Below are 16552 nucleotides of genomic sequence, written 5' to 3'. Positions count from 1 at the left end.
AGGTCCACCCACACTCATGTAACAGCCCAACCCCAAAATTTGGACCAATGCCTTTTTCTGTTGCACAATATTCAAGTGTAAGTTGCTCTTGTTCACATTTTCCCATACATCTTCTCATAATAATTCTGATACTCGCCATTAATGATATCCTTCCACCACTTCTGATTCTCAAGATACCACTTAATGGTCTTTTTAATACCATCAGCAAACTTTGTTTCCGGCAACCAGCACAGCTCATTATGAATCTTAGTCGGATCAATTGCATAACGCATATCGTGGCCTTTGCGGTCTGTAACATGCGTAATTAGGCTCTCCGGCTTACCAAGCTCCTTGCAAATCAGCTTTACGATATCAATATTGCGCATCTCGTTATGACCGCCGATATTATACACCTCGCCTACTCTGCCTTTATGGATAATCAAGTCAATCGCCTTGCAATGATCCTCAACATACAGCCAGTCGCGTACATTTAAGCCTTCGCCATATACAGGCAACGGCTTATCTGCCAAAGCATTCACTAGCATCAGCGGAATCAGCTTTTCCGGGAACTGATAGGGAGCATAGTTGTTGCTGCAGCGCGAAATCGAAACAGGCAAGCCATATGTTCTGTGATAAGCCATAACAAGTAAATCCGCGCTTGCCTTCGAACTGCTGTAGGGAGAACTCGGCCTAATTAAAGCGCCTTCGGAAAAAGGCTTGACATCCGCAGAAAACGTCAAATCACCGTATACTTCGTCCGTAGAGATCTGATGGTAACGCCTGATGCCGTATTGACGGCAGGCATCCATCAGTGTTGCTGCCCCCATGATATTAGTCTGCAAGAAAATGCCGGGATTTTCAATGCTGCGGTCTACATGTGATTCTGCAGCGAAATTAACTACTATGTATGGATGCTCTTCCTCAAAAAGCTTGTCTACAGCTTCTCTGTCGCAGATATCTGCCTGCACAAAGCGAAAGTTTAGCTTGTGCATTACAGGATCTAACGTAGAAAGATTACCTGCATAGGTCAGCTTATCAAGACAGATAATGCGATAGGCAGGATGGTTTGCCAGCATGTAAAATATAAAGTTGCTTCCGATAAATCCGGCACCGCCGGTTACGATAATGTTCATTAATTACGACTTACAACCTGCTGATTACGAATCATATGTTTAAAATATTCAATATCCGTTAAACTCAGCACGCAAATTTTCCTTCAACAACAATCTTCAATTACTCAAATTATTTTGTCAAACTAACCTTCTTCTTCCGCCTCATCCACCAAAACGAAAGCTTTCTTCTGGCATCAAGATTACTCATAACATAATCATACAAATCCTTATGCATTGCAACTACTCTATACATATTATCATTCCAACCACGTACAAAGTGATAGAACTCAACACTCAGCTTCCAGTCAAGCTTTTTATCAACAAAACCTAACGCAAGCAAATCTTTTTTCAAATTGCTTATTGCCAGTATTTTATCAAGAGGTTTTTTCACTCCACCTTTGCTTATGCCAGAATCATTAAATCTGTAATAATTGCCACAAAACGGCACTACTAATACTTTTTTAGCTAAATATAAAAACATACCGGAACTGTAATTGTCTTCATGTACTACATTATCAGGAAACTTTACTTTTTTAGCTAATTCATTTTTATATAATCCGTTCCAAGCTAACGTCCATAACATTCCATTGAAATAATTTTCAAAAGCCTTATTTTGCTCATTATTTATTATTTTTATATCGCTAAAAGTAATCTTATCTTCTGTAACGCCATTTGTTTCGATTATTCCACACTTCACCATATCAGCATCATTTTTCATTGCTGCTTCCAGTAAAGTTTCATACATTTTTGTATCAAGCCAATCATCACTGTCAATATAGGAAATATAATCACCAGTAGCTATTTCCAATCCTCTATTTCTTGCTACGCTAAGACCTCCATTTTGAAAGTCATATACTTTGATTCTACTGTCTTTAGCAGCATACTCCTTAGCAATCTCTGCACTTCTATCCTTTGTGCCATCATTAACGACAATAACCTCCAGATTTTTATATGTCTGATTAATAATGGAATCAAGACACTGCGCTATATATTTTTCTACACCATATACCGGTATAATCACAGAAATCAACGGTTGTTTCATATTGTACTTCTCCCGCTTATTTGAATTTAATAAAATTGAATATAATTATGCTTGACTTTTTATACCAGTTCTACTGTGCAAGCAATATTGTTTCATTATTTCTATTATAATATTTTACATCAAAAGTAATTTTCTTTCAATCTCAGTATCTGCCTTATCACAAGCTTCATCTGCATATTTGTGATATTTCACCCTACGCATTTTCAAAAACGACTAATAAAATCAGCAATATGTATTCTGAGCATCTGCCTGCCAAGCGATTTTCCCTGCATATTTTTTCCGGGCTGAGGCATATCTACATCAGCAAAGGCAGTATTTTTAAGATATTTGTAATACTTATCGTTAAAGCCCTGCTTTAAGACAAATTCCCAAGGCTTATAGCGTCCTGCGTAATGTAAAATAGCAATATTGTTTCTTGCTTTAATAGCTGAAGCTCTAAACCTATTATTAAACAAAACCTTCGGCAATAAATCAAAAATAGGCGGAATTACATTCCAGGATAGCGGCAATTCCTTCCAGTTATACATAAAGAGCTTGTTCAAAGCATCCTGATCATGGTGCGGAAAATTGCCTGTTGCAGCAAGCTCTATTACTTTACCGGAATAATCATTGGCACGCCACTGCTGTAAATCCATTATAACAACTCCGGAATTAAAGTACTTTTTATCTAAAGGCAAGCCAATAACCTCATGCTTCTGCTGCATCAGCCGTTTGGAAGCCATAATGCCATAATCCGGCACAGCAGCTATAGCCTTCCCCTGCATATCAATGTTCCATAAAACAGCTATATCCTGCAGAACCAGCAAATCTACATCCAGATAAATTACCTTTTGCACATCCTCAGGCAATATATTGGCCATATCTAATCTGAAATATGCAGCCTTACTGATATGTCCGCTTGTATACAGCTTTTCAAAGCCCTTGTATGCCGACAAATCACAAACGACCAGTTCTGCGTTCTTACCATCAATTGTCTGTTGTAAACCTGTAATTTTTTCAGCAGTAATACCGTCACTCAACAAGAAAAAACGCACTTTGTTTGTTTCTTCAGTATTCTCTAAGATGGACTCCATGACTACAGCTACATGCTGCGCATAATTATTATCTGCTGCTAATGAAATATTTATCGTTTTCATAACGAATCTCCTAGTGGTTTTTTATTTATTATACTATAAATAGCATTATTATGCTGACTTTTTCTCAATCACTAAACCACAACTTATTTGCATTGCCGGCCAGACTATATTATAATAATTTTTAGATGATTTTATAAACAGAAAGGAAGTAACCGAATACATGTCTATTTATATTATAGCAGGCATCTGTCTTTACATCGCTTCTTATGCGTTTTATGTTACATTTTCTCATGGCCTTGGCCACAAAGCAGAATACCTGCAGCTGCGCAGATTTATTCCCTGCGCCATTTTAGCTGTGTTACCTATGTATCTGGTAAATGAGTCTTTACTCTCGCCCCAGTATCTGCTCAGTTTTTTGGTAGGTGTCTCTTGGATAACAGCCTATCCGCTGTTTTATTATCTTACCTACCACAAAATATCCTCGGATTTTGGCTTTCATCTGGACACCGTATTCGGCTTATACATTATCGGCTGGCTTATTTCCTTAAAGCTGCTTGTACAAGCCTTTAACATTTTCCCTACAGTCACTTTGTCTATTATCTCTATAATGGAATACGTATTGCTGGCACTGCCATTATTTCAGGCCTCCTATTATCTCCTTTACGGAACCTGTGTAAATACCGGTGCAGTAACTATGATTTTTGAAACCTATACAAATGAGGTTATCGAATATTTTAAATCTATGCCGTTAGCTGTACGCATCGGCACTCCGATACTTAACATCGCTCTGTTGGCAGGCTTCCTGTATTTCAATCTGCACTCCGCAACAGTAACTACTGTTCCCCTATTGCCAAATTTGGCAATAATAATTGCAGCAACCCTATTTTTAACCTATTACTTATGGAATACTAAAAAAGGTGTCTTCATCCGTACAGGTCTTATTGAATTAGTCTTGGATGTTAAAGACTATCTTGACCAAACCAAATTGTATAAAACAAACCTTGCTAAACGTGTAGCTAACCTCAACGTAACACAAACTACACCATTCTGCAAAAAACCGGCTACTTTCATTTTGGTAATAGGTGAATCGGAATCCCGCGATTACATGAGCGCTTTCTGTGATTATCCTCATGATACTACGCCGTGGCTAAAGTCCAAGCAAGCTTCGGAAAACTTTCTTCTCTATAAAAACGCCTATGCATGCAAAGATCAAACCGTCCCCGCTTTAGAACGTGCTTTTACCGAAGTTAACCAATATAATGACAAAAAGTTTTACGAATCCTGCTCCTTTGTAGATATAGCCCGTAAAGCCGGCTTCAAAGTTTCCTGGTTCAGTAATCAAAGCCATATCGGTGCTGCCGATACTGCGGTAACACTTGTGGCTAATACTGCCGATACTGCGGAATGGACTAAGCTGCATCTGAATCAAGTACAATACGACGAAAGTCTGTTGGATTATTTAAAGCAGATTGACGCTAATGAAAATAACTTTATTGTTTTTCATCTCAAAGGCAGTCACTTTAATTTCATTAACCGCTATCCACAGGAATTTGCTAAATTCAGCAAGCCAAATACCTACGATTTGATTCCAAACTATATTGACTCAATTGCCTACACCGACTATGTTCTGCAGCAGATTCAGGAATACGCTGCCAAGCATTTAAATTTACAAGCTATGGTATACTTCTCGGATCACGCTACAATTCCGGATAAACGTCGTTCGCCGAATTTTGGTGGCTTTGCCAATGTCCGTATCCCACTATTCATATATTTTGCAGACGAATATATTTCCACTCACTCTCAAGTATATTCAGCGCTTAAAGCTAACAGGGAAAAATATTGGACCAATGATTTGGCTTATGAGCTGATTTGCGGTATTTTAGATATCAAGTCAAATCATTATGATGAAGCAAATAGCTTAGCGTCCACACAGTATAAATATTCTCTATCAATGTTGAAAACCAATCTAGGTGAGCTTTGGATAAAAGATGATAAATAAAAAACATGGCATACAAGTTGTATGCCATGTTTTTTATTTATTGATTAATTCTTGTTTACATACAATTACAGAATTTGCTGGAACATCCTTATACACAATAACTCCGGTTCCAATCACGCTATGTCTGCCAATACGAACACCTTTTAATATCGTCACATTAGTTGCAATCCAACAATCATCTTCAATAACTACTTCATCGGATTTAAATCCCTGTTTTGAAATTAATTGATCCGTTTCAGAATAACAATGATTATGATCGTAAATACTTACATTTTCTCCAAATATACAATTTGCACCTATCGTGACTTTCTTTCTGACTGTAACGGAACAATTGTTGTTAAAAAAGCAATTTCTTCCTATTGTCAGTTGACCATCCTTTTCAATACAAATATTAAAATTATCCCTAAAATGAAATTTCTCTGCTTTAAACTGTTTTCCATAATGCAGATTCCAACCTATCATATGCCATCTGCGACGCAATGTATTTTTTAATCTCATCATGTGTTTAATTATAAGTTTTAGCATAACACTATACTCCATGTTTTGTATTAGTTCTGTAAAGATCAATAAGCTTCAGGTACTTGGTTAATGTATAGAAAAAATGCATAAAACATAATATAATTCCTAACGCACCATCAAAAATACCTTTTTTTAATATCAACATCTGCCAAAATCCAAAAAAAGCATGTAAAAAGGCAGTTAAATAAGTGCTTTTTTTCTTATTTTTAAAAGCATCTTCAGCCCATATAGTAGTGTATTGATTAAACTTCGCAAGCCATTGTTCCCAACTATTGTATGTATAATGTCTAACATAACCATTAAGTACCTTTAATCCATCATCACACACCGGCTTTTCATGTACTTTATTAACCCAATGCACATTCTTTGTTTTGAATAAGCGTTGCACAAAATCAGGCTTTAAAACACCATAATTAAATTCCTGCCCAAAAGCTACAGATTTGCGTTTTATTGAATACTTGCATGTTTTATCATGTCCAACAGCATTCTTTACGGAAGTTAAAAGCTCATCATTCATTCTTTCATCTGCATCAAGATACAGCACCCATTCAGTTTCTACATGCTGCAAGGCAAAATTGCGCTGCGCCGCAAAGTCATTGTCCCAAGCACGATAAACGACCTTTGCGCCATTTTCTTCTGCTAATTGAACTGTTTTATCCGTGCTGCCGGAATCAACTATCAGCACCTCTGCTGCTACTTTCTTGGCATTCTGCACAACAGCGACTATATTATTTTCTTCGTTCTTAGTTAAAACAACTACAGTAATATCACTCATTATTATTTTCCTCATATTGGATTTTTTATCTAAATATCTCATATCAGCAAATAGCAATCTTCCTGCTAAACACTCACGCTAGTAGGTATATTATACCATACTTTTCATTCACAAGTTGACTATGATTATAAAAACTCTATTTAGTAATTATCAAGAAACTGCATCCGAAAAAACGATTGCAAAAAATCACTTTTCGTTTTTTCCAATCAAATATTAAGAACTACTACAAGTGAAAAAGTTGCATCGATCCACCCATTCGTCAAGAAAAATGTAATTTGTTGCACTTTTTCCTAACGAATATTATGTGCGCATATTGTTCTATTCTACAACTACATTCTGAATGTAAAAATAATGAATTCGGAAAATTAACTACCAATCGTCAAAACAGATATTTTCATTAAGGAATAAATTCAATCACTACTAAATCTCTCCGTTTACCTCTCTCCAATGCCAATCGTACTAAAAATCCCCCTGACAAATCAATGCCAAGGGGATAATACTGTATAAACTTATATTATTTCAGATACGGAAGCAGCTTTTCTATTAGGCGATATACTTCTGTTCCGGGCGTGGATTGAGAAGCCTTCTTTCCTTTATTGATATTGGCAAGCTTCTTGGCATTGCTAATAGCCTGCTCCATATAAGGTTCCAAAAGCTGGTACATATCAGACCTATTTTTCTTATATTCACTTGTATTTAATTTAGCCAGACATGAACTGAGCTTTGCCCAATATTCCTGACGATGTAAATCGGAATGAATAAACGAGAAATGCAGCAGGAACCATAGTTCAATGCATTGGTTTGACCAAAGCGCGTGATAAGTAGTTTCTTCGTTACTATAAGTATGGCAAAGGTCGACAACCTTATCAATGTTTTGCGCAGGAAAATCGTCAGTATCATAGACAATCCATACGTGCTTATAGATATTGGAGCTTTTGGCAACTTTTTGCTTTACTTTCTGTAAAAGGTTGAGAGTATTGTCACCTACACCGATGATATCTAACTGCACTCGGCCACGATATTTGCTGTTGATAGTGTTTTTGACACCTTGAAAGTAAGCTGGCTCTGTGCTTATGCCCTCGGTAGTTATAAGATGATACTCAGGCTGAATCTTTTTGGGAGTGTCACGTCTGGGTTTAAGCCAGGATTTCTTCAAGTCGCCTTTTTTCGGAGGTTTTAAGCTCATTGCCATTCACCATCCTTCAGCATATTCTGCAAGTATGGGTCTGCACCGTAACGTCCTTCAAGATACTGTTTGTCATAAGCTGCGGTATTGTTGATACGCTCGTTGTTTTCTTTGCGGATCTCATAAAGTGAGTACAGCTCACTGCTGTGGTTATCTCCTTCAGCGGCAAACCAAATCTCGTCACGGCGGTAAACAGTGTTTTTCATAGTTGCTATATCGTGAGAGGTGAAGATTAGTTGCGCTCCATGCGTATTTAGCTTAGGATTTTTAAACAGAGCTATGATGTAACGTAGCAGCTTCGGATGAAGCTTGGCATCTAATTCATCAATAACTGCCAGTCGGCCTTCTGCTAAAGCCATCAGTAGTATCGGCAATGCTGCAATGAGCTTTTTAGTACCATCGGATTCATCTTTGTAGGATAACTCGTAGGTTTTTCCATGCAGCGTTCTTTGCATGATGAGTTGTTTGCTATCGTTGTCGTAGCGATAGCCGTTGATATCAATGCCCATATCATTTAAAGCACTAATAATTTGCCGGCGTATGGTTTTGTTATCAGACAGCATTATCTGTAATTCAGCTTCAGGAATAGCATAGCTGCGGATAATGCAGCTTTCAAACCATTTTTGAGCGTCATTGATAGCAGGGATATCATAGTTTATTGCCAAGAACGATAAGTAGGGCATCTTTGGATTTACATCTCTATTTATTGATGATTTATTTATACTGGAGCCTAAAGTAATAGCTTTTTCTTCTCGGTCAAAAATATGGGCGGTGCGTTTGCCGCCTATTTTTTTTCTGTCCAGTGCTTCGGCCATGATTTCATCATGAAGCATAGAAAGGTAATAGCGGTACTCATAGCTATTGGTACGGAAGTAAAGCAGGAATTCTGTAGGCTCACTAGAGGTTTTTTCATCAAAAAGGAAAGGCGTGCAAGATACTTTTTGCTGTACTATAAGCTTAGTACGAGTTTTTTCCATATCGTAGATGGGTTTTACCACGGTGGAGATAAGGCAGGTTAAAGCCTGCAGCATATTTGTTTTACCGCCGCCGTTAGGTCCATAGATAGCTGCTACAGGTAAAAGATTACTCGCTGGCTTGCAGTAAATAATATTTTCGGCAAACTCAGGCAGATTGGCTGCCTGCATATCAAAAACTGTTTCATCTTTATATGATTTGAAATTTTTAAATGAAAATTGACAGAGCATGAAATCAACTCCTTTCATGCTCATTGTAACATTAAAAACGCCAAAAATCAATTTTATAAGCCTGTTTTAGAAAATATTTTACTGAAAGCGGCATATAAAACTTCAAATTTGCTTTTTTACCTGCTACTGGAAGTGCGTTTAGTCCTTTTTTCACCCAAACTCTAAACTATTGGCATTGTTTAATATTTTATCATTTTTTCTAACAAATATCATACGCGTACATTATTCTATTATACAACTACATTTCAAATACAAAATAAGGAGCAGCTTGCGCCGCTCCCTACCTATTCTTCATACTTCTTTATCCTGCGCTGCAGCAAAACCAGACGCAGCGATAAAACAACAGCACTGCAGATTACGCCGATATCCAAGCTCTGCCAATAAGCAAAGGCACCATTATTGAACTTGTAATCCAAAAGCAGGCCCACCGGCAGGCAAATTGCCCAATAAGCCAGCATGCTGCACCAAAATGTAGCATTAACGTCCTTGTAGCCACGCAAAATGCCCTGAATCGGCGCCGCGATTGCGTCGCCTCCCTGCCACAGCAAAGCGTAGACAATAAACACCTTTACCAGCTCAATAACATGCGGATTCGTTGTATAAATGAGCGCAATATACTCGCGCGCCACCAGCTCCAGCGCTATATAAACTATAGCGATAAAAAGGCTCAGCTCCAGGCCCAGGGCAGTGTAATCACGCGCTCCCTGATAGTTTTTCGCACCATATTCAACGCCCACCACAATCGTCAGCGCCAGTGAGAAGCTCATGGGGAACATATAAATTAGCGAAGAGAAGTTAAGTGCCGCCTGATGCGCAGCAATCACCTCCGTGCCAAATTTGGCAATAAACAGCGCCACAACGCCAAAGATGCTCGTTTCCATAAAAATAGCCACGCCCATAGGCACGCCAATGCGCAGATATTCCGCCACCAGCTGCTTAACAGGGCACACAAAGCCCAGCACATCGTACTGCTTGAACGGTTGCAGCTTCGACACCACCACCGCGAACATCACTAAAAGCAGCCAAAAGGTAATTCCCGTTGCTACGCCGGCGCCAATGCCGCCCAGACGCGGCAAGCCCAGCTTGCCGAAAATCAACACATAGTTCAGGAATGCGTTGACAGGCAGCGCCAAAAGATAAATCTTCATCGACAGCTTGGTATAGCCAAGTGTATCTACCAGACTGCGCAGCGGCGTAATGAGAAAGAACGGCAGCACACCTATGCCCAGTCCGGCCATATACCACAGCGCAATGTGATAAACCTCCGGCGCCAGGCCCATGCCCTGCAAAAACGGCGGCAAAAAGATAACACCGCCGACAATTATCAGCACAGAAAAGGCTACTGCCAACAGCATGCCGTGGCGTACTACCGTAGATATTTTTTCCTTTTCGCCTGCACCCAAAAGGTTGGCAATCAACGGCATCGCCGCCAGCAAAATGCCTGCAAAGCAAGTCTGCACCGGCATCCAGATATTACCGCCAATCGCAGCGCCGGCCAAATCCGCATCGCCTGCCTGACCGGACATACTGGCATCAAAAAAGTTCATACCCATAATAGCAATCTGCGTACCGATAATCGGCAGCATAACGCTCAGCAGACGCTTAACCTTATCCTTATAATCCTTGTGTAAAATTTTTAGCATATCCTTACTCCCATTTTCCCTAATATAACAAAAGCCACACGGCTGCAAACACAGTCGTGTGGCGAAAAGATGACTATTGAATCAGAAAAAATCCACAACAATTTTTCAAATTTAATTTTAACAATAAGCAGCCTGCTTGTCAAGCTCAGCCTTCTGCTTCTGCCAATTCGGAAAGATAAGCCCAACGGTCCACCATCTCATCCAGCTTTTGCTGCACAGCCTCCTGCTGCTTCGTCAAGTCTGCCAAGCGGGTGAAGTCACTGCCGCATTGGTTGATTTCCGCACCCAGCATTTTCAGCTCTGCCTCGCTGCGTGCAATCTCCTGGTCAAGACGCTCCAGCTCCAGGCGCTCGCCGTAGGTCATTTTCTTCTTGGCAGGCTCTTCGGCAGGCTTTGCTGCAGCCACCAGCTTAGCCTTTGCAGGCTGCGCCTGCTGTGCGCTTTCCTCCTGCAGAGCTTCTGCATAATCGCTGTAACCGCCGATATACGGCTTAATGCTGCCATCCTGCTCCAACGCAAAAATCTTTTGTGCAAAGCGGTCGAGGAAATAACGATCATGGGAAACTGCGATAACCGCACCGGCAAAGCTGTCGAGATAATCCTCCAAAACAGAAAGTGTCGGGATATCCAGATCATTTGTCGGCTCGTCCAAAAGCAGTACGTTCGGTGCCGTCATCAGCACACGCAGCAAATAAAGGCGACGTTTTTCGCCGCCGCTGAGTTTGGACACCGGCACCCATTGCAGCTCCGGCGGGAAGAGGAAGCGTTCCAGCATCTGCGCCGCACTTATGCGCTGACCGTCGGCCGTTTCAATATAATTATTTGCTTCCTTGATATATTCCAGCACACGCATATTGCTGTCTGGGAACTCGCTGTGCTGCGCAAAATAGCCGATCTTCACAGTCTGGCCCACGCGCATTTCGCCGCTCGTAGGCTGCAGCTTGCCGGCGATGATATCCATCAGCGTTGATTTGCCTGCGCCGTTAGGACCGACGATACCGATGCGGTCATTACGCAGCAAGATATAGCTGAAATCTTTGATGTAATCCTTGCCGTCCCACACCATGCCGATATCTTCCAACTCGATGATTGTTTTGCCAAGACGACTGCTGACAGAGGACATTTCCAGATTTGCTTCCGTCTTGACGTTCTTTACTTCCGCTTCAATCTGAGCAAAGCGCTCCACGCGGTCCTTCTTTTTAGTACGGCGTGCTTCCGCACCACGGCTGATCCATGCCAGCTCACGACGATAGATATTGCGCAGCTTTTGTGCAGCAGAGGCTTCCGCAATGCGGCGTTCCTCACGCTTTTGCAAAAACAGGCTGTAGTTACCGACGTAAACATAACCCTTGCCGCCGTCTATCTCCAAAGTGCGGTTAACAACACGGTCAAAGAAATAACGGTCATGGGTTACCATCAGCAAAGCGCCCTTGCGCGCCAACAGCTTTTGCTCCAGCCAGGCAACAGTGGCGTTATCCATATGGTTGGTAGGCTCGTCCAAAATCAGCAGGTCCGACGGACGCACCAGCACGCCTGCCAAAGCCACACGCTTGCGCTGGCCGCCGCTCAGCTCGCCCATCTGCTGCTGCAGATTAGTAATGCCAAGCTGCGTTAACACTGCCTTAGCTTCGCTTTCCAGCTGCCAGGCATATTTATCATCCATCTGCTGCTGCAAATCAAGCAAATGCTTTTGCAGCTTTTTGTTATCAGGCTCCGCTGCAGCCTGCTCCACCGCAACTTCGTAATCGCGCAACAGCACCATCAGCGGCGAATCGCCTTTAAAAACCTGCTCCAGAACAGTTGCGTCTGCCTCAAACGGCGGGTCCTGCGGCAGATATTCCATCACCACGCCGCCGGGAATCGTCAGCTTGCCGTCACCGGCCTCGTGATTGGCAATCATGCGCAGCAAGGTACTTTTACCGGTGCCGTTGACACCGATAATACCGTACTTGTCGCCTTCTTCTACGTTAAATGTAATATTTTCAAACAATAATCTGTCGCCATAGCTGTACGACAAATCCTCTGCATTTAAAATCATTTTACTTATCTCCCTGTGAAAAATTTACACTCTAAAATTATAACACGCCTGCGAATAAAAGTAAAAAGGACGAAGCGCAAGGCCCGTCCTTCGTATGGTTATTTCACTGTTACCTGTAAATTTTCGTTTTCTTCCGCTGCGTCCTGCAAAACCTGCAGCAGCTGTTCGCCATACCAGCCCAGCTTTTCATTATCAGTAACGTTGGCAGGCACAACGAGCTGCGTCGGCTCAGCAATCTCCGTCAGGCAGTCATACAGCGCGTCTAAATTTGCACCGTAGTACACAGGCAATGCCAGCGCGCTGCGCAGATATTTATGCAGCGCAGGCACGGAGGTCATGCGCTCAAGATCTAATGTAATTGTTCTCATGTTAATCTCCTTATTTCCCGTAAAGCTTGCTGAAGGACTTGTAGTGATCACCGGTATAGTAAATCAGGCCATCGTTGGAAAAGACTATGCGCTTCGCGTTACGATTACCCTTCACATAATCAATGTCGCATTCCTTCCAGTTGCGGCCGTTTTTCTTCGGCAGCTTGCCTTCGTAATTGCCGTAGCGGTCGCCGCCGATGGATTTACCCGGCGCAACCTTGTCGAGGGTGCCTTTTGTCTGCCAGCCCAGCTTTTTGGCTTCGTTTTTCGTAATATAATTGTGCGGCAAGTGCTTATATTCGTTGATGTAGGCAGCAACGTGCTCCTTATCGGTGTAAGCAGCGCTTTCGCTGATTTTGATTTTGCCGCTATTAGCCTTGACGTTGGCCGCAGTGTTCTGGCCATTGTTGCTCTTGGTTGTATTAACAGTTGTTGTCTGGTTTGTCTGCTTATCGTTGGTCTTGGGGCTGTTACTGCCGCAGCCGGCAATTACGCTGACGCTGAGCAGCATCGCCAGAAAGAACGCTAAAAGTTTTTGCATAAGTATGCTCCTTTCTTAAAAACCACCATCATTATAAGCTCTTGCGATTACATAAGACGGTTCATAATAGGCACTGGAATTATAGTTATCGATCACTTCACAGATAGGATTATTATATACCCGCAGCATCCCCTGAACGTAATCTTCATCAGGCTGCAACGTAGCAAGAATAAGACGCATATATACCTTGCCCATCGCAGTAGCCGCCGGAATCTGCTCGCATAAATTCTTATCAACCGCAGTGATATCAAAAGTACCCTGCTGCAGGTTATACTCTGTAATCCAATCAGCTTCAACCTGCATGGGATTAACGCTGTGCAGCACGTTAGCCACGCTGATTAAATGACGCAGCTCAGCCTCTCCTATGGTATTAACTACATAAGCGTTATGCTGCTTTAGCTTACGGGCCACACGCTCCACCATGTAACACATAAAGTACAAATCATTTTTTGTTATTTCTTCGTCAGGAAAGTAAAGATTTGTCATAACGCATAACTCCTTACAAACTGCAGCGTTGCCAGAGCACGCTCTGTGCAATAAACAATCTGGTGAGTGGGATATTTGAATTTTACCAACACCCAAAAGGCTTCTTTTGTTATACTGCCATCTACGTAGCTTTCAATATAATCCCAAATCGTATCATCCGCCATTGGCCCTTCCACAATATCATAATGGTGTTCAATGCCACGCCTGCAGGCAACAACAAATTCCAGCCATTCATCAGTCATAGTAGTAAATTTTAGGATATTCAGTGTGCTGTCAGGTTCATAGCTATAGATATTCACTACATGCTTATTACGCTTAGTCAACGCCCAACGCTGCGCTTGTTTTTCTAAATTGGTACAATAAAAGCCGTAGCCAAAATCTTTATAAAAGCCATTAGTTAATACTTTAGGATTTTTTACAATGACGTTGCTTCCATGGTAAAGGGTAAGCATATCTGCCACGCTAAAACCTCCTTATTCTATACTTTCACTTAGCATATAAATCAATTATAAACGCTCAGAATTATCATTGCTTTCTTCTCATTATATCATATACAAAAAATCGGCGCACCATATCATGATACGCCGCACAACCAAAAGTTCACAAGTAATTCCTTGAAAAAAACTATGCTTTATGTTATATTATAGATAAAGAAGACAACCGCCCACAAGGTGGGTTGCCGCTTAAATTAGGTTTGAAAAACCGCCTTGTAGCTGCAAATTACAGAGGCGGTTTTTCTATGTCTAGACTATCTGCTGTACTGAAAGATAAAAGTCAGCAATGCCAGAATGAACATGCCAAAAGCCATCAGGTCTTTGAAATCATAGTTCCTCATAGACATCACCTCGATTCTCTTAGAGAATTTCGGCAATGCCCCCCGTAAACGGTTGTCTTAAAACATATTTTAGCATATAAAGCAAAACATACAACGAACAAGCTGTGAAGTTTGCCGTTGTATGTTTTTTATTTATATCTTGTTTTTACCTTACATCTCTGCCATGAGTATAAACCGGCAGCAGCTTCGGCGACAGCTCGCCCTGCACACCAGCAGCCTTTTCTTCCTCAGCGTAGCGATGTACATGCTCCAGGCTCAGCTTGCCCAGCTTAACAGACTTCGCTGCTTCGGCAGCCTTCGTACCCGCAATACGGCCAAAGACGATGATATCCAGCAGGCTGTTGCCCATCAGACGGTTAGTGCCGTGAATACCGCCAACAGCTTCACCGGCAACAAACAGGCCCGGCAGTTTGGTTTCCGCATCCTTATCAATCAGGATACCGCCGTTTTGGTAATGCAGCGTCGGATAAATCAAAATAGGCTCCTTGCGCAGGTCAATGCCGAACTTAGCATACATACGCAGCATACCAGGAATGCGTTTGGCAATCGTGCCTTCGCCATGCAGCATTTCAATCAGCGGCGTATCGAGCCACAGCGCCACGCCATCGAGCGCCTTCACGCCCTTGCCGCGGGCAGTACACTCGCGGATGATAGACGCAGCCGCCACATCACGAGTTTCCAGCGGATGCATAAAGATTTCGCCTTCGCTGTTTACCAGCTGTGCACCAATCGAACGCACCTTTTCTGTAACCAACGCGCCATAGATCTGCGCCGGATAAGCAACACCCGTCGGATGATACTGAATTGCGTCAGCATAAATCAGCGGCGCACCGGCACGATATGCCATAACAAGACCATCCGCAGTCGCGCCGTAATGGTTGGAGGTCGGGAAGCCCTGATAATGCAAGCGTCCTGCACCACCGGTTGCCATGATTACGCATTTCGCGCGTACAACCTTGTACTCCTGCGCATCGAAATCCCACAGCACCGCACCGGCAGTTTTGCCCTCCTCGTCAAGCAGCAGCTCAACTGCGGGTGCAAACTCCAGCACCGGAATACCGCGGTTCTGCACCTCGTCACGCAGCACGCGCATGATCTCCGCACCGGTGTAATCGGCGCAGGCATGCATACGCTTACGGCTTGTGCCGCCGCCATGCGTCGTCACCATAGTGCCATCCTGCTCCTTATCGAACATAACGCCCAGCTTGCTCAGCCAGTCAATCGCCAAAGGTCCATTGCTTACCAGCTCTTCCAAAAGCTCGGGAATATTTTTGTAGTGACCGCCGCCAAAGGCATCCAGATAATGATGCGCCGGAGAATCGTTGCCCTTATCCGCAGCCTGAATACCACCCTCGGCCATCATCGTGTTGGCATCGCCCATACGCAGCTTTGTAACTACGAGGACATTAGCGCCGCCGTTATGTGCTTCCAGCGCAGCGGAAGCACCGGCGCCGCCGCCACCGATAACCAACACATCAACGTCATAGTCCACTTTTTCCAAATCAAGCTCTACATCCTGCAGGCGGCTTTTGCCCTCCAGCAGCTGTGCCAATTCTACCGGCACCTTCTGTCCCTTGTTGGGACCAACCTCCAGCACCTTGAAGCCCTTGGAGCTATAGTCCGGATGGAACTCCTTCAGCAGCTTGTCCTTCTCCTCTGCCGTAAAGCGTTCGATAGAAGCATGCAGACGTTGGGCACGGGTAGCTTCAACCTTAGCCATAGATTTTAACATATCTTCAGTAAATGCA

General features: G+C 42.6%; 15 protein-coding genes. 1 reads left to right on the top strand and 14 read right to left on the bottom strand.

What is annotated here, in order from left to right:
* Positions 1 to 92: 92 nt before the first annotated feature.
* From rfbB to Q7Q81_RS08630, 3 genes are all read right to left on the bottom strand, one after another.
* Positions 93 to 1112, bottom strand: a complete 1020-nt coding sequence (rfbB, locus tag Q7Q81_RS08640) for a dTDP-glucose 4,6-dehydratase (RefSeq protein ID WP_304275340.1) — start codon at positions 1110 to 1112, stop codon at positions 93 to 95.
* A 109-nt stretch (positions 1113 to 1221) separates the two neighbouring features.
* Positions 1222 to 2133 (bottom strand): glycosyltransferase family 2 protein, encoded by a 912-nt coding sequence (locus tag Q7Q81_RS08635; protein WP_304097994.1) that lies wholly within the window; start codon positions 2131 to 2133, stop codon positions 1222 to 1224.
* A gap of 203 nt (positions 2134 to 2336) precedes the next feature.
* A complete protein-coding gene (locus Q7Q81_RS08630) occupies positions 2337 to 3269 on the bottom strand; it encodes a glycosyltransferase family 8 protein (protein ID WP_304275337.1) in 933 nt (310 codons plus the stop codon).
* Between the two features lie 160 nt (positions 3270 to 3429).
* Here Q7Q81_RS08630 and Q7Q81_RS08625 point away from each other — a divergent pair, with 160 nt between their 5' ends.
* Positions 3430 to 5208: a sulfatase-like hydrolase/transferase gene (locus Q7Q81_RS08625; RefSeq protein WP_304275334.1), complete on the top strand. Its 1779-nt coding sequence runs from the start codon at positions 3430 to 3432 to the stop codon at positions 5206 to 5208.
* Positions 5209 to 5241: 33 nt separating this feature from the next.
* On the opposite strand, the gene Q7Q81_RS08620 is transcribed toward Q7Q81_RS08625, so the two are convergent.
* The 11 genes from Q7Q81_RS08620 to Q7Q81_RS08570 form a co-directional block, all read right to left on the bottom strand.
* Entirely contained in the window at positions 5242 to 5733 is a 492-nt protein-coding gene (locus Q7Q81_RS08620; RefSeq protein WP_304275331.1) for an acyltransferase, read from the bottom strand.
* Positions 5734 to 5737: 4 nt separating this feature from the next.
* A complete protein-coding gene (locus Q7Q81_RS08615) occupies positions 5738 to 6502 on the bottom strand; it encodes a glycosyltransferase family 2 protein (RefSeq protein WP_304275328.1) in 765 nt (254 codons plus the stop codon).
* 514 nt (positions 6503 to 7016) lie between these two features.
* On the bottom strand, positions 7017 to 7688 hold the full coding sequence (locus tag Q7Q81_RS08610; protein ID WP_277260491.1) for an RloB family protein: 672 nt from the start codon (positions 7686 to 7688) through the stop codon (positions 7017 to 7019).
* Positions 7685 to 8893, bottom strand: a complete 1209-nt coding sequence (locus tag Q7Q81_RS08605; protein ID WP_368502125.1) for an ATP/GTP-binding protein — start codon at positions 8891 to 8893, stop codon at positions 7685 to 7687. The genes Q7Q81_RS08610 and Q7Q81_RS08605 overlap by 4 nt, the downstream gene beginning before the upstream one ends.
* A gap of 284 nt (positions 8894 to 9177) precedes the next feature.
* A complete protein-coding gene (locus Q7Q81_RS08600; protein ID WP_304275321.1) occupies positions 9178 to 10536 on the bottom strand; it encodes an MATE family efflux transporter in 1359 nt (452 codons plus the stop codon).
* 145 nt (positions 10537 to 10681) lie between these two features.
* Positions 10682 to 12574 carry an ABC-F family ATP-binding cassette domain-containing protein gene (locus tag Q7Q81_RS08595; protein WP_304275319.1) on the bottom strand — a complete coding sequence of 631 codons (1893 nt, stop codon included), beginning with the start codon at positions 12572 to 12574 and terminating at the stop codon, positions 10682 to 10684.
* A gap of 98 nt (positions 12575 to 12672) precedes the next feature.
* Complete coding sequence (locus Q7Q81_RS08590; protein ID WP_304275317.1) at positions 12673 to 12942, bottom strand: barstar family protein; 270 nt, start codon at positions 12940 to 12942, stop codon at positions 12673 to 12675.
* Between the two features lie 10 nt (positions 12943 to 12952).
* Positions 12953 to 13483, bottom strand: coding sequence for a ribonuclease domain-containing protein (locus tag Q7Q81_RS08585; protein ID WP_304275314.1), 531 nt, complete (start codon positions 13481 to 13483; stop codon positions 12953 to 12955).
* A gap of 15 nt (positions 13484 to 13498) precedes the next feature.
* Positions 13499 to 13969, bottom strand: coding sequence for a hypothetical protein (locus tag Q7Q81_RS08580; protein WP_304275311.1), 471 nt, complete (start codon positions 13967 to 13969; stop codon positions 13499 to 13501).
* The gene (locus Q7Q81_RS08575) at positions 13966 to 14421 is read right to left on the bottom strand and encodes a DUF3990 domain-containing protein (protein ID WP_304275347.1); all 456 of its coding nucleotides are present in this window, start codon (positions 14419 to 14421) and stop codon (positions 13966 to 13968) included. The genes Q7Q81_RS08580 and Q7Q81_RS08575 overlap by 4 nt, the downstream gene beginning before the upstream one ends.
* Before the next feature lie 528 nt (positions 14422 to 14949).
* Positions 14950 to 16536 (bottom strand): FAD-dependent oxidoreductase, encoded by a 1587-nt coding sequence (locus tag Q7Q81_RS08570; RefSeq protein WP_368502124.1) that lies wholly within the window; start codon positions 16534 to 16536, stop codon positions 14950 to 14952.
* Positions 16537 to 16552 lie beyond the last annotated feature (16 nt).

The organism is Phascolarctobacterium succinatutens (genome assembly GCF_958453765.1).
Lineage (GTDB): Bacteria > Bacillota > Negativicutes > Acidaminococcales > Acidaminococcaceae > Phascolarctobacterium_A > Phascolarctobacterium_A succinatutens_B.
The sequence above is the reverse complement of the archived record's forward strand: the minus strand, read 5'-3'. Positions and strand labels throughout refer to the sequence as shown.

Coding starts and splice junctions, on each gene's coding strand:
- Q7Q81_RS08595 (WP_304275319.1), bottom strand. CDS start 12,574: ATGATTTTAAATGCAGAGGATTTGTCGTACAGCTATGGCGACAGATTA.
- Q7Q81_RS08615 (WP_304275328.1), bottom strand. CDS start 6,502: ATGAGTGATATTACTGTAGTTGTTTTAACTAAGAACGAAGAAAATAAT.
- Q7Q81_RS08610 (WP_277260491.1), bottom strand. CDS start 7,688: ATGAGCTTAAAACCTCCGAAAAAAGGCGACTTGAAGAAATCCTGGCTT.
- Q7Q81_RS08585 (WP_304275314.1), bottom strand. CDS start 13,483: ATGCAAAAACTTTTAGCGTTCTTTCTGGCGATGCTGCTCAGCGTCAGC.
- Q7Q81_RS08570 (WP_368502124.1), bottom strand. CDS start 16,536: ATGTTAAAATCTATGGCTAAGGTTGAAGCTACCCGTGCCCAACGTCTG.
- Q7Q81_RS08600 (WP_304275321.1), bottom strand. CDS start 10,536: ATGCTAAAAATTTTACACAAGGATTATAAGGATAAGGTTAAGCGTCTG.
- Q7Q81_RS08630 (WP_304275337.1), bottom strand. CDS start 3,269: ATGAAAACGATAAATATTTCATTAGCAGCAGATAATAATTATGCGCAG.
- Q7Q81_RS08605 (WP_368502125.1), bottom strand. CDS start 8,893: ATGCTCTGTCAATTTTCATTTAAAAATTTCAAATCATATAAAGATGAA.
- Q7Q81_RS08625 (WP_304275334.1), top strand. CDS start 3,430: ATGTCTATTTATATTATAGCAGGCATCTGTCTTTACATCGCTTCTTAT.
- Q7Q81_RS08575 (WP_304275347.1), bottom strand. CDS start 14,421: ATGCTTACCCTTTACCATGGAAGCAACGTCATTGTAAAAAATCCTAAA.
- Q7Q81_RS08635 (WP_304097994.1), bottom strand. CDS start 2,133: ATGAAACAACCGTTGATTTCTGTGATTATACCGGTATATGGTGTAGAA.
- Q7Q81_RS08590 (WP_304275317.1), bottom strand. CDS start 12,942: ATGAGAACAATTACATTAGATCTTGAGCGCATGACCTCCGTGCCTGCG.
- rfbB (WP_304275340.1), bottom strand. CDS start 1,112: ATGAACATTATCGTAACCGGCGGTGCCGGATTTATCGGAAGCAACTTT.
- Q7Q81_RS08620 (WP_304275331.1), bottom strand. CDS start 5,733: ATGCTAAAACTTATAATTAAACACATGATGAGATTAAAAAATACATTG.
- Q7Q81_RS08580 (WP_304275311.1), bottom strand. CDS start 13,969: ATGACAAATCTTTACTTTCCTGACGAAGAAATAACAAAAAATGATTTG.